Annotated in this window: 23 protein-coding genes, 4 tRNA genes and 1 other annotated feature; of the genes, 23 read left to right on the top strand and 4 right to left on the bottom strand. The window is 43.0% G+C overall.

Going from position 1 to position 23675, the window contains the following annotated elements; genetic code table 11:
- Positions 1-22: 22 nt before the first annotated feature.
- From EV579_RS17220 to EV579_RS17210, 3 genes are all read left to right on the top strand, one after another.
- Entirely contained in the window at positions 23-976 is a 954-nt protein-coding gene (locus tag EV579_RS17220; protein ID WP_133744925.1) for a DUF4885 family protein, read from the top strand.
- Between the two features lie 253 nt (positions 977-1229).
- Positions 1230-2594 (top strand): replicative DNA helicase, encoded by a 1365-nt coding sequence (gene dnaB, locus EV579_RS17215; protein ID WP_024424034.1) that lies wholly within the window; start codon positions 1230-1232, stop codon positions 2592-2594.
- Positions 2595-2723: 129 nt separating this feature from the next.
- The gene (locus EV579_RS17210; RefSeq protein WP_024424033.1) at positions 2724-3137 is read left to right on the top strand and encodes a VOC family protein; all 414 of its coding nucleotides are present in this window, start codon (positions 2724-2726) and stop codon (positions 3135-3137) included.
- A 32-nt stretch (positions 3138-3169) separates the two neighbouring features.
- Here the strand turns inward: EV579_RS17210 and EV579_RS17205 are convergent, their stop codons facing one another.
- Positions 3170-4375, bottom strand: coding sequence for a cytochrome P450 (locus tag EV579_RS17205; RefSeq protein WP_133744924.1), 1206 nt, complete (start codon positions 4373-4375; stop codon positions 3170-3172).
- A gap of 136 nt (positions 4376-4511) precedes the next feature.
- Between EV579_RS17205 and EV579_RS17200 the strand changes: the two genes are divergently transcribed.
- The 4 genes from EV579_RS17200 (at position 4512) to EV579_RS17185 (ending at position 8092) form a co-directional block, all read left to right on the top strand.
- Positions 4512-5099: a TetR/AcrR family transcriptional regulator gene (locus EV579_RS17200; RefSeq protein ID WP_133744923.1), complete on the top strand. Its 588-nt coding sequence runs from the start codon at positions 4512-4514 to the stop codon at positions 5097-5099.
- A 210-nt stretch (positions 5100-5309) separates the two neighbouring features.
- Positions 5310-6599 carry an adenylosuccinate synthase gene (locus tag EV579_RS17195; protein ID WP_024424032.1) on the top strand — a complete coding sequence of 430 codons (1290 nt, stop codon included), beginning with the start codon at positions 5310-5312 and terminating at the stop codon, positions 6597-6599.
- 136 nt (positions 6600-6735) lie between these two features.
- The gene (locus EV579_RS17190) at positions 6736-7893 is read left to right on the top strand and encodes a DUF418 domain-containing protein (protein WP_133744922.1); all 1158 of its coding nucleotides are present in this window, start codon (positions 6736-6738) and stop codon (positions 7891-7893) included.
- Positions 7883-8092 (top strand): hypothetical protein, encoded by a 210-nt coding sequence (locus EV579_RS17185; protein WP_133744921.1) that lies wholly within the window; start codon positions 7883-7885, stop codon positions 8090-8092. Before EV579_RS17190 ends, EV579_RS17185 begins: the two co-directional genes overlap by 11 nt.
- A gap of 29 nt (positions 8093-8121) precedes the next feature.
- Here EV579_RS17185 and EV579_RS17180 read toward each other — a convergent pair whose 3' ends face one another.
- Positions 8122-8646: a peroxiredoxin family protein gene (locus EV579_RS17180; RefSeq protein WP_133744920.1), complete on the bottom strand. Its 525-nt coding sequence runs from the start codon at positions 8644-8646 to the stop codon at positions 8122-8124.
- 343 nt (positions 8647-8989) lie between these two features.
- Between EV579_RS17180 and EV579_RS17175 the strand changes: the two genes are divergently transcribed.
- The 11 genes from EV579_RS17175 (at position 8990) to EV579_RS17125 (ending at position 17126) form a co-directional block, all read left to right on the top strand.
- Positions 8990-9065, top strand: a tRNA-Lys gene (locus tag EV579_RS17175).
- A gap of 6 nt (positions 9066-9071) precedes the next feature.
- A tRNA-Glu gene (locus EV579_RS17170) sits at positions 9072-9143 on the top strand.
- An 82-nt stretch (positions 9144-9225) separates the two neighbouring features.
- A tRNA-Asp gene (locus EV579_RS17165) sits at positions 9226-9302 on the top strand.
- Positions 9303-9329: 27 nt separating this feature from the next.
- Positions 9330-9402: transfer RNA gene (locus EV579_RS17160), tRNA-Phe, on the top strand.
- A 348-nt stretch (positions 9403-9750) separates the two neighbouring features.
- Positions 9751-10458: a response regulator YycF gene (gene yycF, locus EV579_RS17155; protein WP_024424030.1), complete on the top strand. Its 708-nt coding sequence runs from the start codon at positions 9751-9753 to the stop codon at positions 10456-10458.
- 7 nt (positions 10459-10465) lie between these two features.
- Positions 10466-12304: a cell wall metabolism sensor histidine kinase WalK gene (gene walK / locus EV579_RS17150; RefSeq protein ID WP_024424029.1), complete on the top strand. Its 1839-nt coding sequence runs from the start codon at positions 10466-10468 to the stop codon at positions 12302-12304.
- Positions 12294-13673 carry a two-component system activity regulator YycH gene (gene yycH / locus EV579_RS17145; protein ID WP_024424028.1) on the top strand — a complete coding sequence of 460 codons (1380 nt, stop codon included), beginning with the start codon at positions 12294-12296 and terminating at the stop codon, positions 13671-13673. The genes walK and yycH overlap by 11 nt, the downstream gene beginning before the upstream one ends.
- Complete coding sequence (locus EV579_RS17140) at positions 13660-14523, top strand: two-component system regulatory protein YycI (protein WP_024427621.1); 864 nt, start codon at positions 13660-13662, stop codon at positions 14521-14523. The genes yycH and EV579_RS17140 overlap by 14 nt, the downstream gene beginning before the upstream one ends.
- Positions 14524-14529: 6 nt before the next feature.
- Complete coding sequence (locus EV579_RS17135; protein ID WP_024424026.1) at positions 14530-15324, top strand: MBL fold metallo-hydrolase; 795 nt, start codon at positions 14530-14532, stop codon at positions 15322-15324.
- Positions 15325-15402: 78 nt separating this feature from the next.
- Positions 15403-16593, top strand: coding sequence for a S1C family serine protease (locus EV579_RS17130; RefSeq protein WP_392387674.1), 1191 nt, complete (start codon positions 15403-15405; stop codon positions 16591-16593).
- 68 nt (positions 16594-16661) lie between these two features.
- Positions 16662-17126 carry a GNAT family N-acetyltransferase gene (locus EV579_RS17125; protein WP_041106743.1) on the top strand — a complete coding sequence of 155 codons (465 nt, stop codon included), beginning with the start codon at positions 16662-16664 and terminating at the stop codon, positions 17124-17126.
- Positions 17127-17165: 39 nt separating this feature from the next.
- On the opposite strand, the gene EV579_RS17120 is transcribed toward EV579_RS17125, so the two are convergent.
- Both EV579_RS17120 and EV579_RS17115 read right to left on the bottom strand, forming a co-directional pair.
- Positions 17166-18047, bottom strand: coding sequence for an ABC transporter ATP-binding protein (locus tag EV579_RS17120; protein ID WP_024427618.1), 882 nt, complete (start codon positions 18045-18047; stop codon positions 17166-17168).
- Complete coding sequence (locus EV579_RS17115; RefSeq protein WP_025093692.1) at positions 18048-18737, bottom strand: ABC transporter permease subunit; 690 nt, start codon at positions 18735-18737, stop codon at positions 18048-18050.
- 192 nt (positions 18738-18929) lie between these two features.
- Positions 18930-19200 (top strand) — a binding site (T-box leader).
- Between the two features lie 111 nt (positions 19201-19311).
- Between EV579_RS17115 and EV579_RS17110 the strand changes: the two genes are divergently transcribed.
- The 5 genes from EV579_RS17110 (at position 19312) to EV579_RS17090 (ending at position 23633) form a co-directional block, all read left to right on the top strand.
- Complete coding sequence (locus tag EV579_RS17110) at positions 19312-20172, top strand: SAM hydrolase/SAM-dependent halogenase family protein (RefSeq protein ID WP_024427616.1); 861 nt, start codon at positions 19312-19314, stop codon at positions 20170-20172.
- A gap of 14 nt (positions 20173-20186) precedes the next feature.
- Complete coding sequence (locus tag EV579_RS17105) at positions 20187-20744, top strand: ECF-type riboflavin transporter substrate-binding protein (RefSeq protein ID WP_024424020.1); 558 nt, start codon at positions 20187-20189, stop codon at positions 20742-20744.
- A 19-nt stretch (positions 20745-20763) separates the two neighbouring features.
- The gene (locus EV579_RS17100; RefSeq protein WP_133744919.1) at positions 20764-22479 is read left to right on the top strand and encodes an ABC transporter ATP-binding protein; all 1716 of its coding nucleotides are present in this window, start codon (positions 20764-20766) and stop codon (positions 22477-22479) included.
- Entirely contained in the window at positions 22470-23300 is an 831-nt protein-coding gene (locus tag EV579_RS17095; protein ID WP_133744918.1) for an energy-coupling factor transporter transmembrane component T family protein, read from the top strand. Before EV579_RS17100 ends, EV579_RS17095 begins: the two co-directional genes overlap by 10 nt.
- Before the next feature lie 162 nt (positions 23301-23462).
- A complete protein-coding gene (locus tag EV579_RS17090) occupies positions 23463-23633 on the top strand; it encodes a CxxH/CxxC protein (RefSeq protein ID WP_065215011.1) in 171 nt (56 codons plus the stop codon).
- Positions 23634-23675: the final 42 nt, after the last annotated feature.

Raw genomic sequence — 23675 nt, 5'->3', positions numbered from 1 at the left:
TTTTTAAAAAAGGAGAATCAAAATGAATATTAATACGTCATACACGGCAGCTTCAAACAATCAGAACCGAATAGACTCTAAAGACCAATCAACGATTAAAAGTACAAATGAGGTGATGACCGAATCTGATAGACGGATGAAAATATTAGATGAAAAATACGAAAAAATAAATGAACAAAATAAACGTTTCAATGATCCTCAAGACCATATATATAATAAGTATAGAAACCCTTACTCTTCTTATTTCAGAAGTGATCTAACAAAACCGGAAAGAGAAGCTGCTTACATTATGGAAATGAGTTGGGCAAGGAATAATAAAGGTGGACAATATGACTTTAATGATGCCATCTTCCGTAATGAAAAACGGTACGATTCAACCCAAGAAAGCGTAGAGAAAAAAATACTCAATCGTCAAAAGGTCAACGAACAATTACAAGATTTATTCTCTAAAAACGGGATATCCATTCCTAAAAATACAAATCTAACTTTTACCATTGACCCGAACAATTTTAAATTAGTGGTAAGTGGTTCAAAAGACGAATCGCTGATGAAACAAATAGAAGACTTATTAAATACAACCAACAATACAAGAGAATTATTTTTCCATATTATGAAAAGCAGAAATGATGATTCTACTCAATTCACACCGGATTCTCTGGCAAAGTTCCATCTTGTCAATCAAATCAAAACGGTGACAGGCTACAATTTAAAGGATTTAAGCATTGTAAATGGTCAATTTGTAACGGATAACGGAACGAATATTTTTGATCTATACAAAGAAGAACTCCTTAAAAATCCATATACAGCAGAAAATGCGCGTATCGCTGCTTCACATTACGGTTCACAGTTATTTGACCTAGCGAAAAACGGGTTTGATTCTATTCCCGATTTGGTTTTATCTATTGGTTATCAAAACGGTTCTTTACAAGACATTGGGCAAAAAGTGAATTATGGGGTTAAGAAAACGATAGACTAGAAAAAACGCATCCGAACATGCCATGTTGGAGCGTCGATTACATGTGTGAACGGCAACAAATCGAAATTCCATTAGCGATAACGAAGGACTCTATAACAATTGATGTTACAGAGTCTTTTCTATTGAAATGCGCTGGTTTGTACAAAATATCAACATGGTAATTTTGACTATAGTCGATGTTTTTCACTTTTTTATTGATGAAAATGTTAAAATGATGAGTAGCGTATTTTTTTATGAAAGGACGGTGCTTGGCATGACGGAACTTCTCGATGACCGGCTGCCGCCGCAAAATATAGAAGCCGAGCAGGCCGTATTAGGTGCTGTTTTTTTAGAACCATCTGCGCTAACGCTCGCTTCTGAGGTATTAATTCCAGAGGATTTCTATAGAATGTCGCATCAAAAGATTTACAATGCGATGCTTATACTTGGCGATAGAGGAGAACCGGTCGATCTTGTCACGGTGACATCTGAGCTTGCCAATACAGATTTACTAGAAGAGGTAGGCGGGATTTCGTATTTAACCGACATTGCGAATTCTGTCCCAACTGCCGCAAACATTGAATACTATGCAAAAATTGTAGAAGAAAAATCCATTTTAAGACGTCTGATCCGTACCGCGACAACCATTGCACAAGATGGATACACGCGTGAGGATGAAGTAGAGGACCTGTTGAGCGATGCTGAAAAGACCATTATGGAAGTGGCGCAGCGTAAAAACTCAGGAGCCTTTCAAAACATTAAGGACGTTCTTGTTCAAACATACGATAATATTGAACAGCTTCATAACCGTAAAGGCGATATCACAGGGATTCCAACAGGTTTCTCTGAGCTTGACCGGATGACAGCTGGATTCCAGCGAAATGATTTAATCATTGTAGCGGCTCGTCCATCAGTAGGGAAAACGGCCTTCGCATTGAACATTGCCCAAAATGTCGCGACCAAAACGGACGAAAGTGTTGCTATCTTTAGTTTAGAGATGGGTGCGGAGCAGCTCGTTATGCGTATGCTTTGTGCAGAGGGGAATATCAATGCACAAAACCTAAGAACCGGTAATCTGACAGAAGAAGACTGGGGCAAGCTGACAATGGCGATGGGCTCGCTGTCAAACAGCGGAATTTTCATTGACGATACACCTGGAATCAGAGTAAGTGAAATTCGTTCGAAATGCCGCCGATTGAAGCAAGAAAATGGTCTTGGCATGATCCTGATTGACTACTTGCAGCTCATTCAAGGAAGCGGGCGATCAAGCGATAACCGTCAGCAGGAGGTTTCTGAAATCTCTAGGGCATTAAAATCGCTGGCAAGGGAGCTTGAAGTTCCGGTTATTGCCTTGTCTCAGCTTTCCCGTGGGGTAGAGCAGCGTCAGGACAAACGTCCGATGATGTCTGATATTCGTGAATCAGGAAGTATCGAGCAGGATGCCGATATCGTGGCATTCCTTTATCGTGATGATTACTATGACAAAGAATCAGAGAATAAGAACATTATCGAAATCATTATTGCCAAACAGCGTAACGGTCCAGTTGGTACAGTATCACTGGCGTTCGTCAAAGAATATAACAAATTCGTCAATCTGGAAAGAAGATTTGATGATGCGGGAGTTCCGCCCGGTGCTTAAAGCCCAGCTCAAGAAGCTGGGCTTTTTTGATTGATCTACATCGAAAGAATGATTGAAAAAACAATCAAAATGAGGAGGAGAGAGAAAAAGAGAGAGCGTATACTAAAAGGAGAAAAGGAGTGAAGACTGATGAAATTTCAACAGTTTGAAGCCGCTCAATTACGTATCGCACGCCCAACCGTCAACATGAAAGAGGTTGTTTCCTTTTATGAAGAAGGCTTAGGGCTCAAACGAATAGGCTCATTTGATCAGCATGAAGGGTACGATGGTGTGATGCTCGGGCTGCCTCACCAGCATGTTCATTTAGAAATCACCAAACATGAAGAAGAAGACAGCCTGCCCGTCCCGCATCCAGAACAGCTGCTTGTTTTTTATATTCCAGATGCAGAGGAATTTCAGCAAATGAAAAAGAGATTGCTCTCATTTGGCGGACGGCAAGTCACCTCAACGAATCCATACTGGGAACGAGGAGGAGCAACCATTGAAGATCCAGATGGGTACCGAGTTGTCCTCATGAACACAGATGGAATCACCCCCGTTTAAAAAAAGACTCCCACGTCTGGGAGTCTTTTCTGTTATGAACGAGATGTCACACGCAGTTTCAGCTCTTTCAATCCATACATACTGCTGCTTGTCATTGGAACGTAAGAGAGAAGCTCCAGCGCCTCATATCGTTCCATTAAGACCTTCATAGCAGTGCATGCTTCAAGACGGGCAAGCGGTGCGCCTAGACAGAAATGGATGCCGTGCCCGAAACCAATATGAGGGTTAGGATGGCGGTGTATATCAAATTCATGTGCGTTTGAAAAATGACGCTCATCCCGGTTGGCAGACGCAAGAAACACGATGACATTGTCCCCCTTTTTCAACATTTTTCCTCCGAGCACTGTGTCTTCTGTGACATAGCGGACGATCGTAGGAGCTGGTGCACGAAAACGGACTGCTTCCTCTACCGCTCGAGGAATAAGTTCAGGAGATTGAGCGAGTGCTTTATACGTACCTGGCTGTTCTAACAAGCTAAAGACCATATTGGAGATCAAATTAGTGGTTGTTTCATTGCCAGCTAAAAGAAGAAGATTACAGAATGGAATTAATTCATCCGCTGACAGCTTGTCTCCATTCTCCTCCGCTTGGATGAGGAGGGAAATCAAATCATCACCGAGGTTGTGACGTTTTCTTTCAATAGTGTCTGCAAAAAACGCCATCATGTCAGCTTCTCCTTGGTCCCGAATTTTCTGCCATTCAGCGACATCCTCCGTATCTTCACTTTTAGGCATACTGACGAGAATATCTGACCATTCTTTAAAGGATTGTTTATGCTCTGACGGCACACCTAAAAGCTCTGCGATCACGATGACTGGGAGTGGATACGAAATGTTTTGAACAAGGTCAATCTCTTGTTTTCCTTCTAATTCTGCCATGAGTTCTTCCATCAATTCTTGAATACGCGGCTCCCACGATTTCATGACTCGAGGTGTAAAGGCTTTGCTGACAATGGAGCGGATGCGAGTGTGATTGGGCGGGTCCATCATCACCATTGTTTTCATCAAGGAATGCTTCCGCCGGTCTTTAGGCGGCTGACTCGAAAAGGTATCTTTATCGATTGTCACACGCTTTGCTTCCTCGTAGGTGAATACACTCCACGTTTGGCTGGCTTCATCAAAATGAACAGGTGATGTCTGACGCATGTTGGCATACCAATCGAACGGGTGATACGGATCCTGCTTATGTTTCCCTCTTAATAACGCTTTTTGCACGGCATTTGGTGTTGTTGTTTCCACGATTATCACTCCTTATGGGTTGTCAGATGATTCCTTTTTTTCATTGTGTTAGATTAAAGTTAATTCATCAGCCTGGAGGATTCAACCAACAGAAAAACGAAATCTGTTGAAGAAAAGAGGAAGGGGAGAGCGGCTTGTGGCGGACTGCTACAGAGGGGATAAGCGCGCAACGGAATCAAAACAGCATTTAAGAAAAGCGTTATTTCAGTTATTAAGAGAAAAAGAGTGGGGCAAAATTTCTGTACAGGATTTGACGAAGAGGGCAGGCATCCACCGGACGACTTTTTATCAGCATTATGAGGATAAATTTGATCTTGCCCAGCAGGTGATGGCTGAGATGTTTGATGTGATGAAAAATGCTATTTTTGCTCCTGTATCGGAAGAAGATTGGCAAGAAGAGCATACAGCATATGTGTATATTTTTCGCTTTTATCAGCATTTGCAGGAACATGAAGAGGAGTATCAAATTCTCTTGAAAAGAGGCCGAGAGCTCAATATTCGTCAAACGGTTTGTGCTTTTTTTGAAGATAGCTTTTCTTTAGGGGCAGAGGAGGTCGCAGATAAAAAGGCTGCTCGGCATCTTGTTCCTCTCGACATGCAGAAGCAATTCGTCATGTCCGCTTATGCTGGCACGGCTGAATGGTGGCTGAGGACAGGAAGACCGTACTCACCTGATTTTATGGCAAGTTCAATGATTCAGCTGATTCAAAATCCATCAAAATAGGGAAAAATCAAAATCGTTGTTTTTACTCAAAATCTCCCTTTTTAAGCACTGAAGAGACGATTAAAGCGCTTTTTCTCATATTTAAAACGAACAAAATTCAATTTCGATATATTAATGTTCGGATTTCGCGTTGACTTTTTCGTTGTGCATTGATAAAATAAATGTGTTTGAAAGAGATAACGTTTTGAAAGGTTAACGGAGGTGCACGATATGTCTTCAGTAGTCGTAGTAGGTACGCAGTGGGGTGACGAAGGGAAAGGGAAAATTACCGATTTCCTTTCAGAAAATGCAGAGGTGATTGCCCGTTATCAAGGGGGAAACAATGCAGGTCACACGATCAAATTTGATGGAGTGACATACAAGCTACACCTCATTCCATCCGGTATTTTTTATAAAGAGAAAACTTGTGTCATCGGTAATGGAATGGTGGTTGATCCTAAAGCGTTGGTCACTGAGCTTGCGTATCTTCACGAACGGAATGTGAGTACAGATAACCTCAGAATCAGCAATAGAGCCCATGTTATTCTGCCTTACCATTTAAAATTGGACGAGGTAGAAGAGGAGCGGAAAGGGGCTAACAAGATCGGTACGACGAAAAAAGGAATCGGACCAGCTTATATGGATAAAGCTGCCCGCGTCGGTATCCGCGTCGCAGATCTATTAGATCGTGAAGTATTTGAAGAGAAGCTTGCACGCAATCTAGAAGAGAAAAATCGTCTTTTAGAGAAAATGTACGACACAGAAGGCTTCAAGATTGAAGATATTTTAGACGAGTATTATGAATATGGCCAGCAAGTGAAAAAATATGTCGTAGACACATCTGTTGTTTTGAATGATGCACTAGATGAAGGCCGCCGCGTGTTATTTGAAGGAGCACAAGGGGTCATGCTTGATATCGATCAAGGGACATACCCATTTGTGACATCATCTAACCCGGTAGCTGGAGGCGTGACGATTGGTTCTGGTGTAGGACCAACAAAAATCCAACATGTAGTCGGCGTGTCAAAAGCGTACACAACACGTGTTGGAGATGGCCCATTCCCAACAGAACTCCATGATGAAATTGGCGATCAAATTCGTGAGGTTGGCCGTGAATACGGTACGACAACTGGACGCCCGCGCCGTGTCGGCTGGTTTGATAGCGTTGTTGTCCGTCATGCACGCCGTGTGAGCGGAATTACAGATTTATCTCTTAACTCAATTGATGTACTGACAGGGATTGAAAAATTGAAAATCTGTGTCGCTTATAAATTGAATGGAGAAATCACTGAGGAATTCCCAGCAAGCCTAAATGAATTAGCGAAATGTGAGCCTGTCTACGAAGAAATGCCAGGATGGACAGAGGATATTACAGGCGTAAAGAACTTAAGTGAACTGCCTGCAAATGCCCGCCATTATTTAGAGCGCATTTCACAATTAACAGGTATTCCACTTTCCATTTTCTCAGTCGGACCAGATCGTTCACAAACGAACGTTGTCCGCAGCGTGTACCGTCCATAAGAATAGATTGATGAAGCACTAGTAAAATCTCGCATTTTACTGGTGTTTTTTTGTTTAAATATTCCTTAATTTCAGTAGAACGGACTTCCGGTCATTACCAAAATATGATAACTGTATAGGAGGAAGGAGCGTTCTAGTGAAAGAAAGAATACGATTATTAGATATTTTACGAGGTATTGCCATACTAGGCACCTTGGGAACGAACGTCTGGTTTTTTGCGTATGCAGGGGATACCTTTGCGACAGATCAGATTGCGGATGAATATGAAAATGGCAGTTTTCTAGAAAGTCTTGTCTCCATGTTTGTTTATGGAAAAATGCTCTCGCTGCTCACGATCATGTTTGGTGTTGGATTGGAGCTGAAATACCAGCAGGCAAAAAGGAAGGACACGCCTTGGCCGGGTACTTATTTATGGATTCTTTTATTTTTATTTTTCGAAGGCTTTGTCCATTTTACACTTGTGATGGAATATGATGTGCTCATGAGCTATGCCGTTACGGGACTGCTTGTGGCTTACATTGTACGGGGAGGAAGCAGGCGCATCAAAAAGGGCATGGTGTTCTCAGGTGTGATTCATCTGCTCATGATGTCATGTCTGATGCTGTACTCCCTCTCTGAAATGGAGTCAGCGACCGATGATCAAAGCGGTGAACCGGCGCTGGAAGAGCAGCTGCCAGAGACATGGATCTCGCAGGTTCAAGAACGGTTACAATACTTCTTCATGTACCGAGTAGAAGCGATTTTTATCATTCCAATGAACACATTTCTGTTTTTATTAGGGGTGCGGATGATGAGAGCTGGTGTATTTTATGCAAATGAACGCGGACAATCTCTCCGGAAAATATTGTTCCGAATCGGACTGTGGATTGGTCTGCCGCTGAATGCACTAGTTTTCGTACCGAACGATCTAGTGGAATTTGTGGTGCGCTACGCCTTTTCACCATTCCTCTCTATTTTCTATATAGCTGTCATTGCGAAGCTCCTAGCACGCACGGAGTCATGGTTCATGTGGACTTGGTTTGAATATGTAGGGAAAATGGCGCTTAGCTGCTACATCCTGCAAAATGTCATCTGCTCCATTCTTTTTTATAGCTGGGGATTGGGTCTTGGCGGTCAAATCAATGCGCCCCTTATTGTATTGGCATGGCTGTTGATTTCACTTCTGCAAATCGCGATTTCAGCATGCTGCTTAAACGTCTGGGGAATCGGGCCAATGGAATATATCCGTTCACGGGCACTTCGCCGGGTGACGATAAAAAAGCAGCATAAAGGGGATAGACACAATGTTTTTTAAAAAAATGACGAAAAGAGAACAAGCGAATACATATAAAGCAGCTGTAACAGCATTTGTCTTTTATCTTCTCGCATTAGGAGGGCATGCGCTGTACATGTATTTCCAGGGGAATAAACCACCCGTCACTTTTGTCATTCTCATGGCGGGTCTCTTTGTTTTTTTCACCGCAGATTGGCTATATAATAAAAAGCGTTCATAAAAAAAGCCCTCATCATGAGGGCTTTTTCCTTACTTCAGGCTTTTATATTGGCCTTTTAAATTTTTACGGATGTACTGGATGATTTTGCGTAGTTCGTTGGCGTGCGGTCTGCCAAACGGACTTGTTTGTCTTTGCTGATAGAGCACTTGACCTTTTTCATTTAATAAGAAATAAGCGGGCTCACCGTGCACCCCGTGGTCTTCATATGGGGCATCTTCCCCGTGATAGTGGACTTCATATGCTTTTAATGACGTGAGGTCATGGTCATACATGATCGGGAAGGACAGTCCCTCTTTATCCGCAAATGCCTTCAAGTCCTCAGGGTTATCCGTTGAAATCGCCATCAAGTGAATATCCTTGTCCTGAAAATATGATTGCTGCTGTTCGAGCTCTTTTAATTCTTCTACACATACCGGACACCAAGAGCCTCTAAAGAAAACGATCAGATGCCAGCTTTGATGCTCCTCTAAATGTTTGTCGAAATCAATGTGATCGCCCTGTATTGTTGGAAGTGAAAAGTTGGGCATTTTATCTCCTAATTTGAATGAACTCATACTGCTTCCTCCTTTTTCAATGACAATGTCACTTGTTTCATGTATAGCCATTTTTGAGCGGCCTGAAACGTGTCTATGTGTTTGAGTAGGCAGAAGACATCCGAAAAGGCGTATCTAATGAAGGCGGTTGCAGAAGTGGGAGCTTTGATAGGAGAAATTTAAATCCGACACTTTTTTTAAAAAAATGTCGAAAAACGTATTGCCATATGTAATTACTCTATGATATTATAAATCTCGTTGTTGCAAAGGTCTCTGAAACTTGTTAGGATGCGATGTTCCAGCTTTTTTAAAGCGATTGGTTTGGCGCAATACAGCTTCTTCAGATTCACTTTTCACAAACCGAGAGCCATTAGCTCAGTTGGTAGAGCATCTGACTTTTAATCAGAGGGTCGAAGGTTCGAGTCCTTCATGGCTCACCATGTATTGGCCCGTTGGTCAAGCGGTTAAGACACCGCCCTTTCACGGCGGTAACACGGGTTCGAATCCCGTACGGGTCATTGATTTACTTTAGCGTTAAGCTAATTTTTTCCTCACTTGCTTGAAGGAGCACCACGATTGCTTTTTCGGGCAAGTTACTGAGGTCCGGTAGTTCAGTTGGTTAGAATGCCTGCCTGTCACGCAGGAGGTCGCGGGTTCGAGTCCCGTCCGGACCGCCATTTATACATATTCATCTTTTTGATGATGGCTCGGTAGCTCAGTTGGTAGAGCAACGGACTGAAAATCCGTGTGTCGGCGGTTCGATTCCGTCCCGAGCCACTTCCAAACGCATCTGCAATCGCAGGTGCGTTTTTATTATGAAAAGAAGGCATAAAAAGGGAGAAGCCGGACCTAGGTAGGGCCCGGCTCCATAAGAAGAAGACGTTACATCTATATAGACGGCTGGTGATTGGAAAAGTTTCAATAAAAAAGGAAAAAGTCATCAATTTTTTTCGGGCGGCGCCTTCCTATCCAACGTTTACTAGAAAAGAAAGCCGTTATTATTTTTATCTTTGCCTCGTAAAACGTTATAATAGACAGTGAGCCTTTTTTTCATAAATGGAAAAGGCGTAATGATACATGCAAAATGGAATGACATAGATGCTAAAAATGCAGGAGGAAATCACAATGGAAAAAAAGATTCTTGTCGTAGATGATGAAAAACCGATTGCTGATATATTGGAATTTAATTTAAGGAAAGAGGGCTATGAGGTTCATTGTGCATATGATGGAAACGAAGCCCTTGAAATGGTAGAAGAAATCAAGCCGGACATTATTCTGCTCGACATTATGCTGCCGAATAAAGATGGTGTTGAAGTATGCCGTGAAGTGAGAAAGAAATATGACATGCCGATTATCATGCTGACAGCAAAAGACTCTGAAATTGATAAAGTCATCGGCCTTGAGCTTGGCGCAGATGATTATGTGACGAAGCCTTTCAGCACACGTGAGCTGCTTGCCCGTGTGAAAGCGAATTTGAGAAGACAAACCGCTGCTCCTCAGACGGAGGAAGAATCTGAATCAAATGATATTGAGGTTGGATCACTTGTTATTTATCCAGATGCGTATGTGGTATCTAAGCGCGAGGAAACGATAGAATTAACGCACCGTGAGTTCGAACTGCTTCATTACTTAGCGAAACATATCGGACAAGTCATGACACGTGAGCACTTGCTGCAAACGGTATGGGGCTACGATTACTTCGGGGATGTCCGTACAGTAGACGTCACAGTCCGCCGTCTTCGTGAGAAGATTGAAGACAACCCAAGCCACCCGAGCTGGATCGTGACAAGACGAGGCGTCGGCTACTATTTAAGAAACCCAGAACAGGACTAAGATTCTTATGAGTAAAGTAGGTTTTTTTCGCTCGATTCACTTTAAATTGACCTTGATTTACGTGCTGCTGATCATCGTTGCCATGCAGATCATTGGCGTGTACTTTGTGAAGCAGCTAGAGCAGTCCTTAATTAATTCATATGATAATTCCTTGAATCAGCGAATCTACTCGTTATCGTATTACCTAGAACAAGATTCATCGAAAAGTAAGGCAGAATTAAAAGAGGATGCTCAAAAGATATTAAACGATTTTAACAACAAAGATGAGTCTAATGAAATCTCTGAAGTCAGCTATATTGACGAAAGCAGAGAGGTCATTGCCTCTGTCAATAACGGCAGTCAAGAGATTGCCGGTAAGAAAATTACTGATCAAATCATTAGCCGTATTTTCGCGGTTGGCAAAGACTATGAGAAAAAATTCTATGACCCTGAGTCAAATAAAAGGGTGCGTATTTCTGCGACAGCCGTAAAAAATGAGAACCAAGAGACCGTTGGTGTGATTTATGTTGTGTCTTCAATGGAAAGTGTGTTTAACCAAATGCGAACCATTAACACCATTTTAGCGACTGGGACACTAATTGCACTTGGGACGACTGCTCTACTTGGTATCTTCATCTTTAGAACGATCACTCATCCTATTTCAGATATGAGAAAGCAGGCGATCGAGCTTGCCAAAGGGAATTTCTCCAGAAAGGTCCGGAAGTATGGGCATGACGAGATTGGCCAGCTTGCAACAACCTTTAACCATCTGACGAGAGAGCTGGAGGAAGCTCAGCTGATGACGGAAGGGGAGCGGAAAAAGCTTTCTTCTGTTATTGCCTATATGACGGACGGTGTCATCGCAACGAATCAAAACGGTGCAATTATTCTATTAAACAGCCCTGCATTAGAGCTGTTAAATGTTTCACGTGAAACAGCTTTAGAGATGCCGATCACGTCTTTGCTTGGCTTAGAGGAAACTCATACATTTGAAGATTTAGTCGAAAATCAAGATTCCATGCTGATAGAAATTGAGCGCGAAGATCAGCTGTCTGTATTGCGTGTTAATTTCTCCGTCATTCAGAAAGAGCATGGGAAAATTGATGGCTTAATTGCGGTCATTTATGACGTCACAGAGCAGGAGAAAATTGATGCTGAACGCCGTGAATTCGTAGCGAACGTATCGCATGAGCTGCGCACACCGCTGACGACGATGCGAAGCTATCTTGAGGCACTGGCTGAAGGTGCGATTGGTGATAAAGAGCTTGCGCCAAGATTTCTCAGTGTCACGCAAAATGAAACGGAGCGCATGATCCGGCTTGTCAATGACCTGCTGCAGCTGTCTAAGTTCGACAGCAAGGATTATCAATTCAACCGTGAGTGGACGAACTTTATCAGGTTTATCTCGCTCGTCATTGATCGTTTTGAAATGACGAAGGAGCAGCATGTCGATTTTATCCGCAACCTGCCGCAGCGTGAAGTATATGTGGAAATCGACCAAGATAAAATTACACAGGTGCTCGATAATATCATTTCCAATGCCATGAAATACTCACCAGAGGGTGGACACATCACGTTTACCGTTGATCTGGATGAAGAGAAAGGCCTTGTGTTATTTAGCGTCAAAGATGAAGGAATCGGTATTCCGAAGAAGGATATGGATAAAATCTTTGAACGTTTTTATCGGGTAGATAAAGCAAGAACAAGAAAGCTTGGCGGAACCGGCCTCGGTCTTGCGATTGCAAAAGAAATGGTTCAAGCTCATGGCGGAGATATTTGGGCTGACAGCATTGAAGGAAAAGGGACAACGGTGACCTTTACCCTTCCGTACAATGAAGAACAAGAGGATGATTGGGATGAAGCGTGAGACCTTTAAAACCATAATATTGACAATCCTAATTGCGATCAGTCTTGTATTTACGTGGAATATCTGGATGTTCCAGCCCGTCATGCAGGATCAGGCAGATACCGGCACAAAGGTCGTGGAAACGAAGAAGATTTCAAGCGACGAGCCTAGAAGTCTCATTGATGTCGTGAAGCCGCGAGAGATGTTCATCCATTCAAATGGAGAGCATTTTAAAGTGGATCAAAAGGAACTCTTTCAAAACTTTTGGAATGATGTGAGCCTTTGGGATGTCAAAGAGATTAATGATGTGTCAGATCAATATTCCGAGCAGAAATTTAAGAATTTCTTCTATGGACGCGAAGGACAAGGGAAAACATTGGATCTTGTGTTCAATGATCCGATTCCGATTGATATTTTCCAAGCGCTCTTTAAATGGCCGAACAAGTCCATTGAATACAACTCGTTTGATCGGATGATCGTGCCATTCGCCCAGCAGGATAAGGCGAATAAAAAAGTATATTTGGTCTCATACAGCAAGGAGACGGTGCTTGAGCTGACAATTGAGTCCGCCAATTACCGTAATCTAATGAACAGTATCGCAGCCGCTCAAAACGAGATGCCGCGCTATGATCTTTATACATTCTCGACGAATTCTAAACGAGATTTCCTTCTTCCGAGAAAGCAAAAGCAGCTTGAAGCGAAGATGTTCTTTATCGAAACGATTAAGACAAACAAGTTCAAAGACGCTTTGTTTACGGACCCGAGCCTTGTCGGTGAGGAATCTAATTTAAACCGGACGGTATACACAGATGGCACAAGCCGCCTTGAAGCCAATCAAAAAGACCACCGCATTCAATATCAGCACCGCAATATCAATTCCAGCACTGTTTTCCAAACGGGGGATTTGATTAAGCGAAGCGTGAAATATTTCAATGATACGGGAAGCTTTACTGATGACTATCAATATTTTGGTATCAACAGCAACCAGCAGCTGTCCTTTAATATGTTTATGGACGGTCTGCCGATTGTGAACAGTACAAAGCATCCATTTGGGATGACCTCCCTTGAAGTCCAATGGGCGAATGATGACATTTTGAATTACAAGCGTCCAAACTATATTCTTGGCAATAAAGCGAGTCAAAGTGAACAGGTCAAGCTGATGAACGGGACAGAGCTGAAGGACTTGATCATCAAGCAGACGAAATATGATGACCTGGAGAAAATTGAACAGATTTTCCCTGCATATCAAGCTGCTTCAACTCCATCAGATCAAGATCAAGCAATGTTTGTCTGGCTGGAGCCTGTATGGTGCATGAAGTATAACGGCAAAACCGTGATTCTATCGAATGATCTTTTGACAGAGGGGAGCGAGAATCATGGAGTGGAATAAGACCAAAACGATCTTTATCCTAGCCTTTCTCGTTCTCGATATCTTTCTAGGTTTTCAATACTTTGAAAAACGGTCAACCGATCATTTTGCGATTATCGAAAAAACGGATACGCTGGAGGAAATGAAGGCAGACGGGATCAAATATGGCAATCTATCAGATGAAGCGAAGATTGGATACCGCATTACAGCTGAAAAGAAGCAATATACGAAAAAGGATGTCGACGGATTAGCTGATCAAAAGGCGAAAAGCACATTCCCGAAAACAGAAAAAGATGATCCTGTCACGCTGCTTGAAATGACCTTCAACAAGCCAGTTGCCTTGCCGAAAAAGGATATTAAGACAGCGGCGACGAACCTTGTGAACCAGCGTTTGCTGGATGGGAAGAATTATAAGCTGTGGAATATAGATGAGGAGACAGGGAAAATCGTCTTTTTCCAAACGTATAAAGGGAAATACATCTTCCAAGAAGGCCTTGATGACACCGAAACCATCGGGCAAATTACCTTAAATCTCAACGATCAAAACGAAGTCGTCTCATATCAGCAATCAATGGTGACATCGATTAATGAAGTGAGAAAAGAAACCCTTGTCCCAGCACTTGAAACCGTGAAGGACTTATATACGCAAAATATGCTGAGTCAAAACACGACCGTGAAAAAGGTAGAGCTTGGCTACTATACGCAATACCCAGGGGCAAGCACGCAAGTCATGGTTCCTGTATGGCGGGTGGAGCTTGAAGGCGTATCAGCAGGTTCAAAGAAAAAGACAGAGGAAGAATATTTGATCAATGCCATCGATGGCTCAACACTTGATCATATAGAGAAAGATGACAAATCTTCAATGGAGTGAGAGAACATGAGCTTGCAGTTCAGTGTACTAGCGAGCGGAAGTACGGGGAACGCTTTTTATTTAGAAACAGACGAGCATGCCTTTTTGGTGGATGCTGGTTTAAGCGGCAAACAGATGGTCGAGCTGCTTGGCCAAATAGACCGCAAGCCTGAGGACTTGGACGGCATTTTTGTGACACATGAGCACTCCGATCATATTAAAGGGCTTGGTGTCATGGCAAGAAAGTACAAGCTTCCTGTCTATGCAAATGCGAAAACATGGAAGGCGATGGAATCTCATATCGGAAAAATTGATACAGAGCAGAAATTCCATTTTGATATGGAGACCGTTCAATCCTTTGGCGGCCTTGATGTCGAGTCATTTGGCGTCTCACACGATGCGGCAGAGCCTATGTTTTACGTGTTCCATTATGGAGGGCGCAAACTTGCCCTTATGACGGATACAGGCTATGTGAGTGACCGCATGAAAGGCATTATTAAGTCAGCCAATACGTTTGTGTTTGAGAGCAATCATGATGTCGGGATGCTGCAAATGGGCCGATACCCATGGAGCATTAAGCGCAGAATTCTAAGCGATGTCGGACATGTATCAAATGAAGATGCTGCTCTTGCAATGACAGATGTCATTGGAGATGCCACCTCACGCATTTATTTGGCTCACTTGAGTCAAGACAACAACATGAAGGATTTAGCCCGTATGGCGGTCCAGCAGACGCTTGAAATGAAGGGCTTTGTTGTGGGGGATGGCTTTGATTTATTTGATACGGACCCGAAAAAAGCAACCCCGCTTTGCGCCGTATGATTTTTATAATCGTATGATTAAGATAAGAGCTTCTTACCAACACTATATACATCATCTATTCACTGAAAGGAAGGAAACATAGTGGATTATCGCGATGTAGAGTGGAAGCCGAGACGAAGCAGAAAAGGATATTTTCTTTCTGGTTTGATCGGTGTATTGGTAGGAGCTTTTTTAATGGGATTCTTTTTCCCCTATGTATCTGGACAGAGCGGCAGTCCCTTTGGATGGCAGCAGAACGGTGATGGGCAAGCATCACAGGGTCCTTTAAAGACGGTGAATGTAAACGTCAATGATGCTGTCACGAAAGTGGTGTCTAATATGTCAGATACGGTGGTCGGCGTCATTAATATCCAAAAATCGAGCTTTTGGGAGGAAGGTGGAGAAGCAGGCAGCGGGTCAGGTGTGATTTATAAAAAAAAGGGTGACACGTTTTATATTGTCACAAACCATCACGTCATCAAAGGCGCCAACCAGCTTGAAGTGAGCCTCCATGACGGGACAAGAATTAGTGCCAATCTTGTCGGGAGCGATCAGCTCATGGATTTAGCAGTTCTCACTGTCAAAAGTAATAAAATCAAGAAAACGGCAGCCTTCGGTAACTCAGATCATGTGAAACCGGGTGAGCCAGTCATCGCCATTGGAAATCCATTAGGGCTTGAATTCGCAGGCTCTGTCACACAAGGAGTCATATCAGGCACAGAGCGTGCGATCCCTGTTGACTCAAATGGAGACGGACAGACGGATTGGAATGCAGAGGTACTGCAAACAGATGCCGCCATCAATCCTGGAAACAGCGGTGGTGCCTTGATCAATATGGACGGAAAGGTGATCGGCATCAACTCAATGAAGATTGCTGAATCAGAGGTAGAAGGAATCGGGCTGTCTATTCCAGCGAATCTGGTCATCCCTGTCATAGAGGATTTAGAGCGCTACGGAGAGGTAAAGCGTCCGTATCTTGGCGTCGGCATGAAATCATTAGCGGATATTGCGAGCTACCACTGGCAGGAAACGTTGAAACTGCCATCTAAGGTTACATCCGGGGTTGTTGTCATGAGTGTTGAGCCGTTATCTCCAGCAGGAAAAGCGGGACTAAAAGAGCTGGATGTCGTGACCTCCTTTGATGGCAAGAGTGTACAGAATATCGTGGATCTCCGTAAGTACTTATATCAAAGGAAGGTCGGCGACAAGGTAAAGGTGCAATTTTACCGAAGCGGGAAGAAAAAATCAGCAGAGATCAAACTTTCTCAAACCGACCGATATGGCGGCTAACCAGTTCCAGTAAGGGACTGGTTTTTTTGGCATGACTGACATATGATGAAGGAAAGGGGGTTGTAAGGTTGGTTACACTACAACGGATGTCACAAACCGATTACGATGTATTGATAGAGAAGGCCATTCAGCGGTACGCGGAAGAAAAGGTACTCGCAGGAACATGGAAGAAGGAAGAATCACTTGCGAACGCAGAAGAACAATTTGACAGGCTTCTTCCAGAAGGACTTCAGACAGAGCATCATGAGCTGTGGAATTTCTTAAACGGAGATGAAGCGATTGGCTGGGTTTGGCTTTGCTATGACCCGAATCACCCGCAGCACGAAGGATTTATTTATAACTTTATTTTGTTTGAAGCTTATCGAGGAAAAGGCTTTGCAAAGCAGGCCATTGCTGCATTAGAGGAGCAGGCAAAGTCATTAGGTGTGCAAAAACTCTCGCTCCATGTCTTTGCTCACAATCAAATCGCCCGTTCGCTGTACGAGAAAACGGGATTTGCAGAAACCGGTATTTATATGAGTAAACCTTTATAAAAAAGAAGAAGTACCGTGCAGAAAGCGTACGGTACTTTTTTATGAGGACATCATGGCATCCTGAGCCGTGACTCTGTATAAATCGACTTTACACTTCACGAAAGCGCGAATGATCGCTGGAACTTGAGCTTCTGAACGAATTAACAATGAGGTCTCGTCATCACTGATCACAAGATCTGTTCCGACAGTTTGTAGGTACTGCGTGAGAACAGGTTTCACCTCATCATCAATCCATGCATGCTTGAAGGTTGCACGTATGTTTGAGGATGTGATGGTTTTCTCTTGAGGATGAGTATGTGGGGACACTAATTTTCCTTCAGAAATGAATGCCGTTTTGGTACAAATACTATTGGTGAACCTTGGGCGGTCAGCTGTTAAAAAGACGGTTTTCCCTTCATCCTTTAATGTTTCAATGACCCGCTGAATGTGCAAGATCGAATCTGCATCAATATCGGCAAAAGGTTCGTCAAGTAAAATAAATTCCGGCTGATGGGCGATGGCCTGCGCCATTCCGAGCCGTTTCTTCATACCAGGTGTGAAGGCACCGACCTTCTCCTGATGATCATGATGTAAACCGACAAATTCGAGTAGTTCTTCATAATCACTCGTTCTCTGGCGTGTTCCGGTGATTTTTGATAAATAGGCAATATGCTCAAGAGCCGTAAGACCTTCATATAAATCCGTATATTCTGGCAGAACACCGATATGCTGTCTCACTTTTTTTAGCGAAGGCATATTCATCACTGTAAACGTACCAGAGGTAGGGCGGGAGATCCCGGTAATGATATTGAAAAACGTCGTCTTACCAGATCCCTTTGGTCCAATGAGGCCGAAGATATCGCCCTGATTGACATCAAGATTAATATGATCTATTGCGACTTTTGTACGATATTTTTTTGTGAGCCCTTTTGTATGAAGCATCTACACATCCCTCCTTTGAAACAGCAGTGCAGTTCCAATGAGTAAGATAACGGTCAATGCCGTGTTCATTAGGACGTAGGTCAGCGGTTCACTCCAGCGCGCATAATAATAAGGCGTCATATATTGGAACCAATGAATCATTCGTTCTGAAGAAAGAACAGAAATCATACTGACGATTGGGAAAAGAAAGGAAAATAACATACCGACAAACATTGATTTCTGCGGTGTTGGAAAGAGCATGGACAAAAATAAAGCACATGAGATACCGACACTGATAAAGGTTAAGATTTTTAAGGCATCTGAGAACAGAAAACGGTGTGAAATCACCATATTCAGCACATATGTCGTCATAATACAGCTAAGCCAAAACAGCATCAGTCCTAGATATTTCCCGATGATAATGTTCAAACGGGTTGTTTTACTGACGAGAAAACGAATGGTTTTCAAATGAATTTCGCGGCTTAAAATATCATGAGACAACAAAAAAATAAGGAAGAAACCAAATAAAGACATCACCAGTTCATTCCCAATAGAATAAGGATCCTTTGCCAGTTCCCATTTTTCCTGATGAGCAGCGATAAACGGAAGACTTGAAACAAAAGTAGATAAAATGAAAATAATAACAATTGTTAAAATAGATTTTGTGCTTTTGAAGAGCTGCTTAAACTCATTCATACAGATGGTCCACACACGCTGTACCTCCCTTCACCTTTATTATACCCCTAGAAAAGAAAGACACCATATCTCGCTCTTTAACATTTGTTTAAATTTCATAAAAAGAAGACTCTTCCAGCACCAGTTGACTCATTTTTAAAAATGTTCAGAAAAATATCTTGATTTATCAAAAAACATCATGTATGATAGCTTTAATTCAAGATAGTTATACAGGCAATGACGAGAGAAAGTACAATCATCAATTTTTCCACAGAGAGCTTCGGCAGCTGAAAAGAAGCAAAAATAATGATTCGAAAAATGGTCTCTGAGCCTCGTGCTGAACATATCTATGATATTAGTAGGTGACGACGAGAGTTGGTACTCGTTATCAAAACCACAGTATATGAGCCAGATTGGAGCTTTGTACTTGTAGAGGCTGTTTAGCGCGAGCAAACAGTAAATAAAGGTGGTACCACGAGACAAATACCTCGTCCTTATGATTCAAAGATAAGGATGGGGTATTTTTTATTGTCCACTTTTTTTCATACAATTGTTCAAATGTTCCACGTGAAACACCACATCCATTTTTTCAAATGAAAGGGAGATTGACATGAGTGAACATGCATTGGTTTTACAATCAGATTTCGGCATTGATGATGGAGCTGTCAGTGCAATGTACGGAGTGGCAAATACGGTCAGCAGCAGCATCCGCATTTTTGATTTAACACACAATATTCCGCAGTATGACATCTGGGAGGCATCTTATCGCCTGCTTCAAACCGTCACATACTGGCCGGAAGAGACGGTATTCGTTTCCGTCGTTGACCCGGGCGTTGGATCAGAGAGAAAAAGTCTTGTCGTCAAAACGACAAGCTCACACTATATCATTACTCCAGACAACGGGACACTCACGCACGTTGCCCAGGATATTGGCATTGTGGAAGCCCGTTATTTAGATGAAACCATTAACCGGCTACCAAAGTCGGGAAAATCACATACATTCCATGGGAGAGATATTTACGCTTATACAGGGGCGAGAATTGCATCAGGTGTGATTTCTTTTGAAGAGGTTGGGCCAAAGGCGAATATTGATGATATTATCCATCTTCCAGTCGTACAGGCTTATGCGGAAGAAGATGTGATCACAGGGACGATTGATATTTTAGATGTGAGATTCGGAAACCTATGGACAAACATTCATCACACGCTATTTGAACAGCTTTCAATTAATTATGGGGATGCAATAGAAGTTACCATTGCCAACGGGCCGAAAAATGTGTATAAAAATATCATGACCTATGGACGATCTTTTGCCGACTTAAAGGTAGGCGAACCACTCGTATATGTCAATTCACTCGACCATTTAGGCGTGGCGATCAATCAAGGGTCATTTGCAAAGGCTTATAACATCGGTACAGGCACAGGCTGGCGCCTTTCGATTCGCAAAGCTCCGCGCATTATATACGAATAAGAGGAGGATACATCATGGCAGGAAAACAACTTTCAACGAAAACTGTCGTTGCCATTGGAATTGGCGCAGCCGTCTTTGTGATTCTAGGACGATTCGTCTCCATTCCAACTGGTATTCCGAATACACAAATTGAAACCTCATACGCATTCCTAGCATTAATGGCCGTGCTATTTGGTCCTGTTGCAGGCGCACTGATTGGTTTTATTGGCCATCTCATTAAAGATGCGACCACATTTGGCCCTTGGTGGAGCTGGATTATTGTATCGGGTGTCGTTGGTTTATTGATCGGCTTTATTTCTAACCGTTTAAAAGTAGAAGAGGGCGACTTCGGTTGGAAGAAAATCACGCTCTTTAATGCCGTACAAGCAGGCGCACAGGCATTAGGCTGGTTTATCATTGCTCCTGTACTTGACATTGTGATCTATGCAGAACCTGCGAACAAAGTATTTGTTCAAGGCATCGTGGCAGGGATTTCAAACATCATCACAGTTGGTGTACTAGGAACCATCATCATTGCAGCCTATGCAAAAACGAGAAGCAAAAGCGGCAGCCTATCGAAAGAAACATCATGAAGCAAGGTGGAACACATAAATGAAGAAACCGATGATTCAATTCGAACATTTCGGATTCAAGTATCGCAGTCAGGCAGAACCAACATTAAAGGATATCAACCTGACGATCTATGAAGGAGAAAAAGTTCTCATCGCAGGCCCGTCTGGATCGGGAAAAAGCACACTAGCCCATTGTATCAATGGGCTAGTTCCTGCGTCTTATAAAGGTTCTATGGAAGGAAGTCTTCACATCGGCGGGAAAAATGCAGAGAAAGAGAACATTTTCTCCCTCTCACAGCTTGTCGGAACGGTGCTTCAGGACCCTGATGGACAATTCATCGGGCTGACCGTTGGAGAAGATATCGCGTTCACGCTTGAAAATGATCAAGTCACACGCGAAGAAATGAACACACGTGTCGAGGAAGCAGCTAGATTAACAGAGGTAGACGGCAAGCTGGCATCGTCCGTGCATGAGCTGTCAGGCGGGCAAAAACAACGTGTCGCCATTGCGGGCGTACTTGTCAATGATGTCGACATTCTGCTGTTTGATGAACCACTTGCAAGCCTAGACCCCGCAACAGGTAAAGAAGTCATCGACCTCATTGACCGGCTGCAAAAACAAACGAAAAAAACCATTGTGATGGTTGAGCACCGATTAGAGGACGTCCTCTTCCGTCATGTGGACCGCATCATCGTTGTCAATGAAGGAACGATTGTAGCGGATATGACACCAGATGAATTGCTCGCCTCAAATGTTCTAGAAGCGGCGTATTTACGTGAGCCTTTATATGTAAAGGCGATGAAATATGCAGGCATTCCGGTTGCGCCAGGAGATCAAATCGCTGATTTACAGCGTCTCACCTTAGACGATGAGGCAAAAGAGAAAATCGAGCAATGGATGGAAGCGTCTGAACCATCAGTAGAGCAGATTGCAGCACAGGATTTACTAGAAGTGCGCGAGCTGAGCTTTGATTATCCAACAAGACCAAACACGCTGAGCAACATCTCTTTTACCGTCAAAAAAGGAGAAATGATCAGCATCGCAGGAGCCAATGGTGCAGGCAAGACGACATTATCTAAGGTGCTTTGTGCATTTGAAAAGCCAACGAAAGGCTCAATTCTTTTAAATGGTGAGGACATCACAGGAGATACGATCAAGCAGCGCTCCGAACGAATCGGTGTTGTTATGCAAAACCCCAATCAAATGATTTCAAAACAAATGATTTTTGATGAGGTGGCACTCGGTCTCGTTTTAAGAGGCGTAAAGGAAGACGAGATCAAGGAGCGTGTGGAGCAGGTTCTGAAGGTGTGCGGGCTGTACCCATTTCGGAAGTGGCCGATCTCAGCCCTTAGCTTTGGACAGAAAAAACGCGTCACCATCGCGTCAATTCTTGTATTAGAACCAGAAATCCTCATCTTAGATGAACCAACCGCAGGACAGGACTTTAAACATTACACAGAGATGATGACGTTTTTAGAGCAATTAAACCAGCAGGGTGTCACGATTTTCATGATCACCCATGATATGCACTTGATGCTTGAATACACAACAAGAACCATTGTCATTTCAGATGGAGAAAAAATCGCAGATGATACACCAGCCAAAGTGCTGACAGATCAGCTGCTTGTCCAAAAGGCGAGCTTAAAGGAAACGTCGCTGTATGAACTTGCGCTGAAAGCAGATTGGCCGAATCCAAATGAACTCGTAGATCGCTTCATTGAGGTTGACAGAAAGGAACGAATGACATGGCTGTAGACATGCTGTCCTATATCGATCGCCCGTCACCGATTCACCGGCTGACAGGTGCAACCAAACTCATTTGCTTTATCCTCTGGTCATCCGCAGCGATGCTCACGTATGATACAGGCGTTTTAGTGTTTATGCTAGCCGCCAGTATCGTGTTCTTTCAGCTATCGAACGTACGATTTCGTGATATTTCCTTCGTGGTGATCGTCCTGGCGATTTTCCTATTGATCAATAACATCGCCATTTACATCTTTGCGCCCCAGCAAGGTGTCGCCATATACGGAGCGAAGCACGAGCTGTTTCATATTGCAGGCTGGTATAATGTCACACTTGAACAGCTTTTCTATCAGTTGAACATTACGCTGAAATATGTGACCGTGATGCCAGCAGCGCTTTTGTTTATTGTGACAACAAATCCAAGTGAATTCGCCTCATCTCTCAGCCGAATTGGGGTCAGCTACCGGATTTCGTATGCTGTAGCGATTGCTCTTCGTTATATTCCAGATATTCAGCGGGATTTTCGCACGATCGCGATTTCTCAGCAAGCAAGAGGCATTGATTTATCGAAGAATGAAAAGCTGGGGAAACGGATTAAAAATGCGTTATCGATTGTGATGCCGTTGATTTTCTCCAGCTTGGAGAGGATTGAAACGATCAGCAATGCGATGGAGCTGCGGGGGTTTGGGAAACATAAAAAGCGCACATGGTTTACGGCAAAAGACTTTCAAAAAGCAGATTATGTGGCATTATTGTTTGTTGGTGTGGTGCTGATTGTGTCGCTTGTGATTACATTTGTTAGAGGAACGAGATTTTATAATCCATTTTTATAGAAAGAAGCCTTCACAGGAGTGGAGGCTTTTTTTGTTTGGTTTGTGGATAAAAGGTGTGGGAAATGGTAAAAGACTATTAACATGTGAATAAATCGGTTATATTGGACAATGAGCGAAACACTTGTGAATAACCAGAGAACCTATTGGAGGAATCAGAAACTTATGAACAAAACATTTTATGCGTGTGCAGAACACATAGAAACCGTATTAGACATGTACATAGATGATCATGAAACGCCGCCGGAATTCAGAAAAATCGAACATACACACAGTTTATCCACAACCTGTGAATTGTGCGATGAACCTGCAATATATATAGTGGGGAACGAATGATCGGACACAAAATACACAAATTTTATCCACAATTGTTGATAA

This window comes from Bacillus sp. BK450 (assembly GCF_004364885.1).
GTDB classification, from domain to species: domain Bacteria; phylum Bacillota; class Bacilli; order Bacillales; family Bacillaceae; genus Bacillus; species Bacillus safensis.
This window is presented reverse-complemented; position numbering and strand designations above follow the sequence as displayed.

What these genes read in the sequence shown, in the direction of transcription:
- EV579_RS17220 (WP_133744925.1), top strand. Translation starts at nt 23, where the DNA reads ATGAATATTAATACGTCATACACGGCAGCTTCAAACAATCAGAACCGA.
- dnaB (WP_024424034.1), top strand. Translation starts at nt 1,230, where the DNA reads ATGACGGAACTTCTCGATGACCGGCTGCCGCCGCAAAATATAGAAGCC.
- EV579_RS17210 (WP_024424033.1), top strand. Translation starts at nt 2,724, where the DNA reads ATGAAATTTCAACAGTTTGAAGCCGCTCAATTACGTATCGCACGCCCA.
- EV579_RS17195 (WP_024424032.1), top strand. Translation starts at nt 5,310, where the DNA reads ATGTCTTCAGTAGTCGTAGTAGGTACGCAGTGGGGTGACGAAGGGAAA.
- EV579_RS17185 (WP_133744921.1), top strand. Translation starts at nt 7,883, where the DNA reads ATGTTTTTTAAAAAAATGACGAAAAGAGAACAAGCGAATACATATAAA.
- EV579_RS17180 (WP_133744920.1), bottom strand. Translation starts at nt 8,646, where the DNA reads ATGAGTTCATTCAAATTAGGAGATAAAATGCCCAACTTTTCACTTCCA.
- yycF (WP_024424030.1), top strand. Translation starts at nt 9,751, where the DNA reads ATGGAAAAAAAGATTCTTGTCGTAGATGATGAAAAACCGATTGCTGAT.
- walK (WP_024424029.1), top strand. Translation starts at nt 10,466, where the DNA reads ATGAGTAAAGTAGGTTTTTTTCGCTCGATTCACTTTAAATTGACCTTG.
- yycH (WP_024424028.1), top strand. Translation starts at nt 12,294, where the DNA reads ATGAAGCGTGAGACCTTTAAAACCATAATATTGACAATCCTAATTGCG.
- EV579_RS17140 (WP_024427621.1), top strand. Translation starts at nt 13,660, where the DNA reads ATGGAGTGGAATAAGACCAAAACGATCTTTATCCTAGCCTTTCTCGTT.
- EV579_RS17135 (WP_024424026.1), top strand. Translation starts at nt 14,530, where the DNA reads ATGAGCTTGCAGTTCAGTGTACTAGCGAGCGGAAGTACGGGGAACGCT.
- EV579_RS17120 (WP_024427618.1), bottom strand. Translation starts at nt 18,047, where the DNA reads ATGCTTCATACAAAAGGGCTCACAAAAAAATATCGTACAAAAGTCGCA.
- EV579_RS17110 (WP_024427616.1), top strand. Translation starts at nt 19,312, where the DNA reads ATGAGTGAACATGCATTGGTTTTACAATCAGATTTCGGCATTGATGAT.
- EV579_RS17105 (WP_024424020.1), top strand. Translation starts at nt 20,187, where the DNA reads ATGGCAGGAAAACAACTTTCAACGAAAACTGTCGTTGCCATTGGAATT.
- EV579_RS17100 (WP_133744919.1), top strand. Translation starts at nt 20,764, where the DNA reads ATGAAGAAACCGATGATTCAATTCGAACATTTCGGATTCAAGTATCGC.
- EV579_RS17095 (WP_133744918.1), top strand. Translation starts at nt 22,470, where the DNA reads ATGGCTGTAGACATGCTGTCCTATATCGATCGCCCGTCACCGATTCAC.
- EV579_RS17090 (WP_065215011.1), top strand. Translation starts at nt 23,463, where the DNA reads ATGAACAAAACATTTTATGCGTGTGCAGAACACATAGAAACCGTATTA.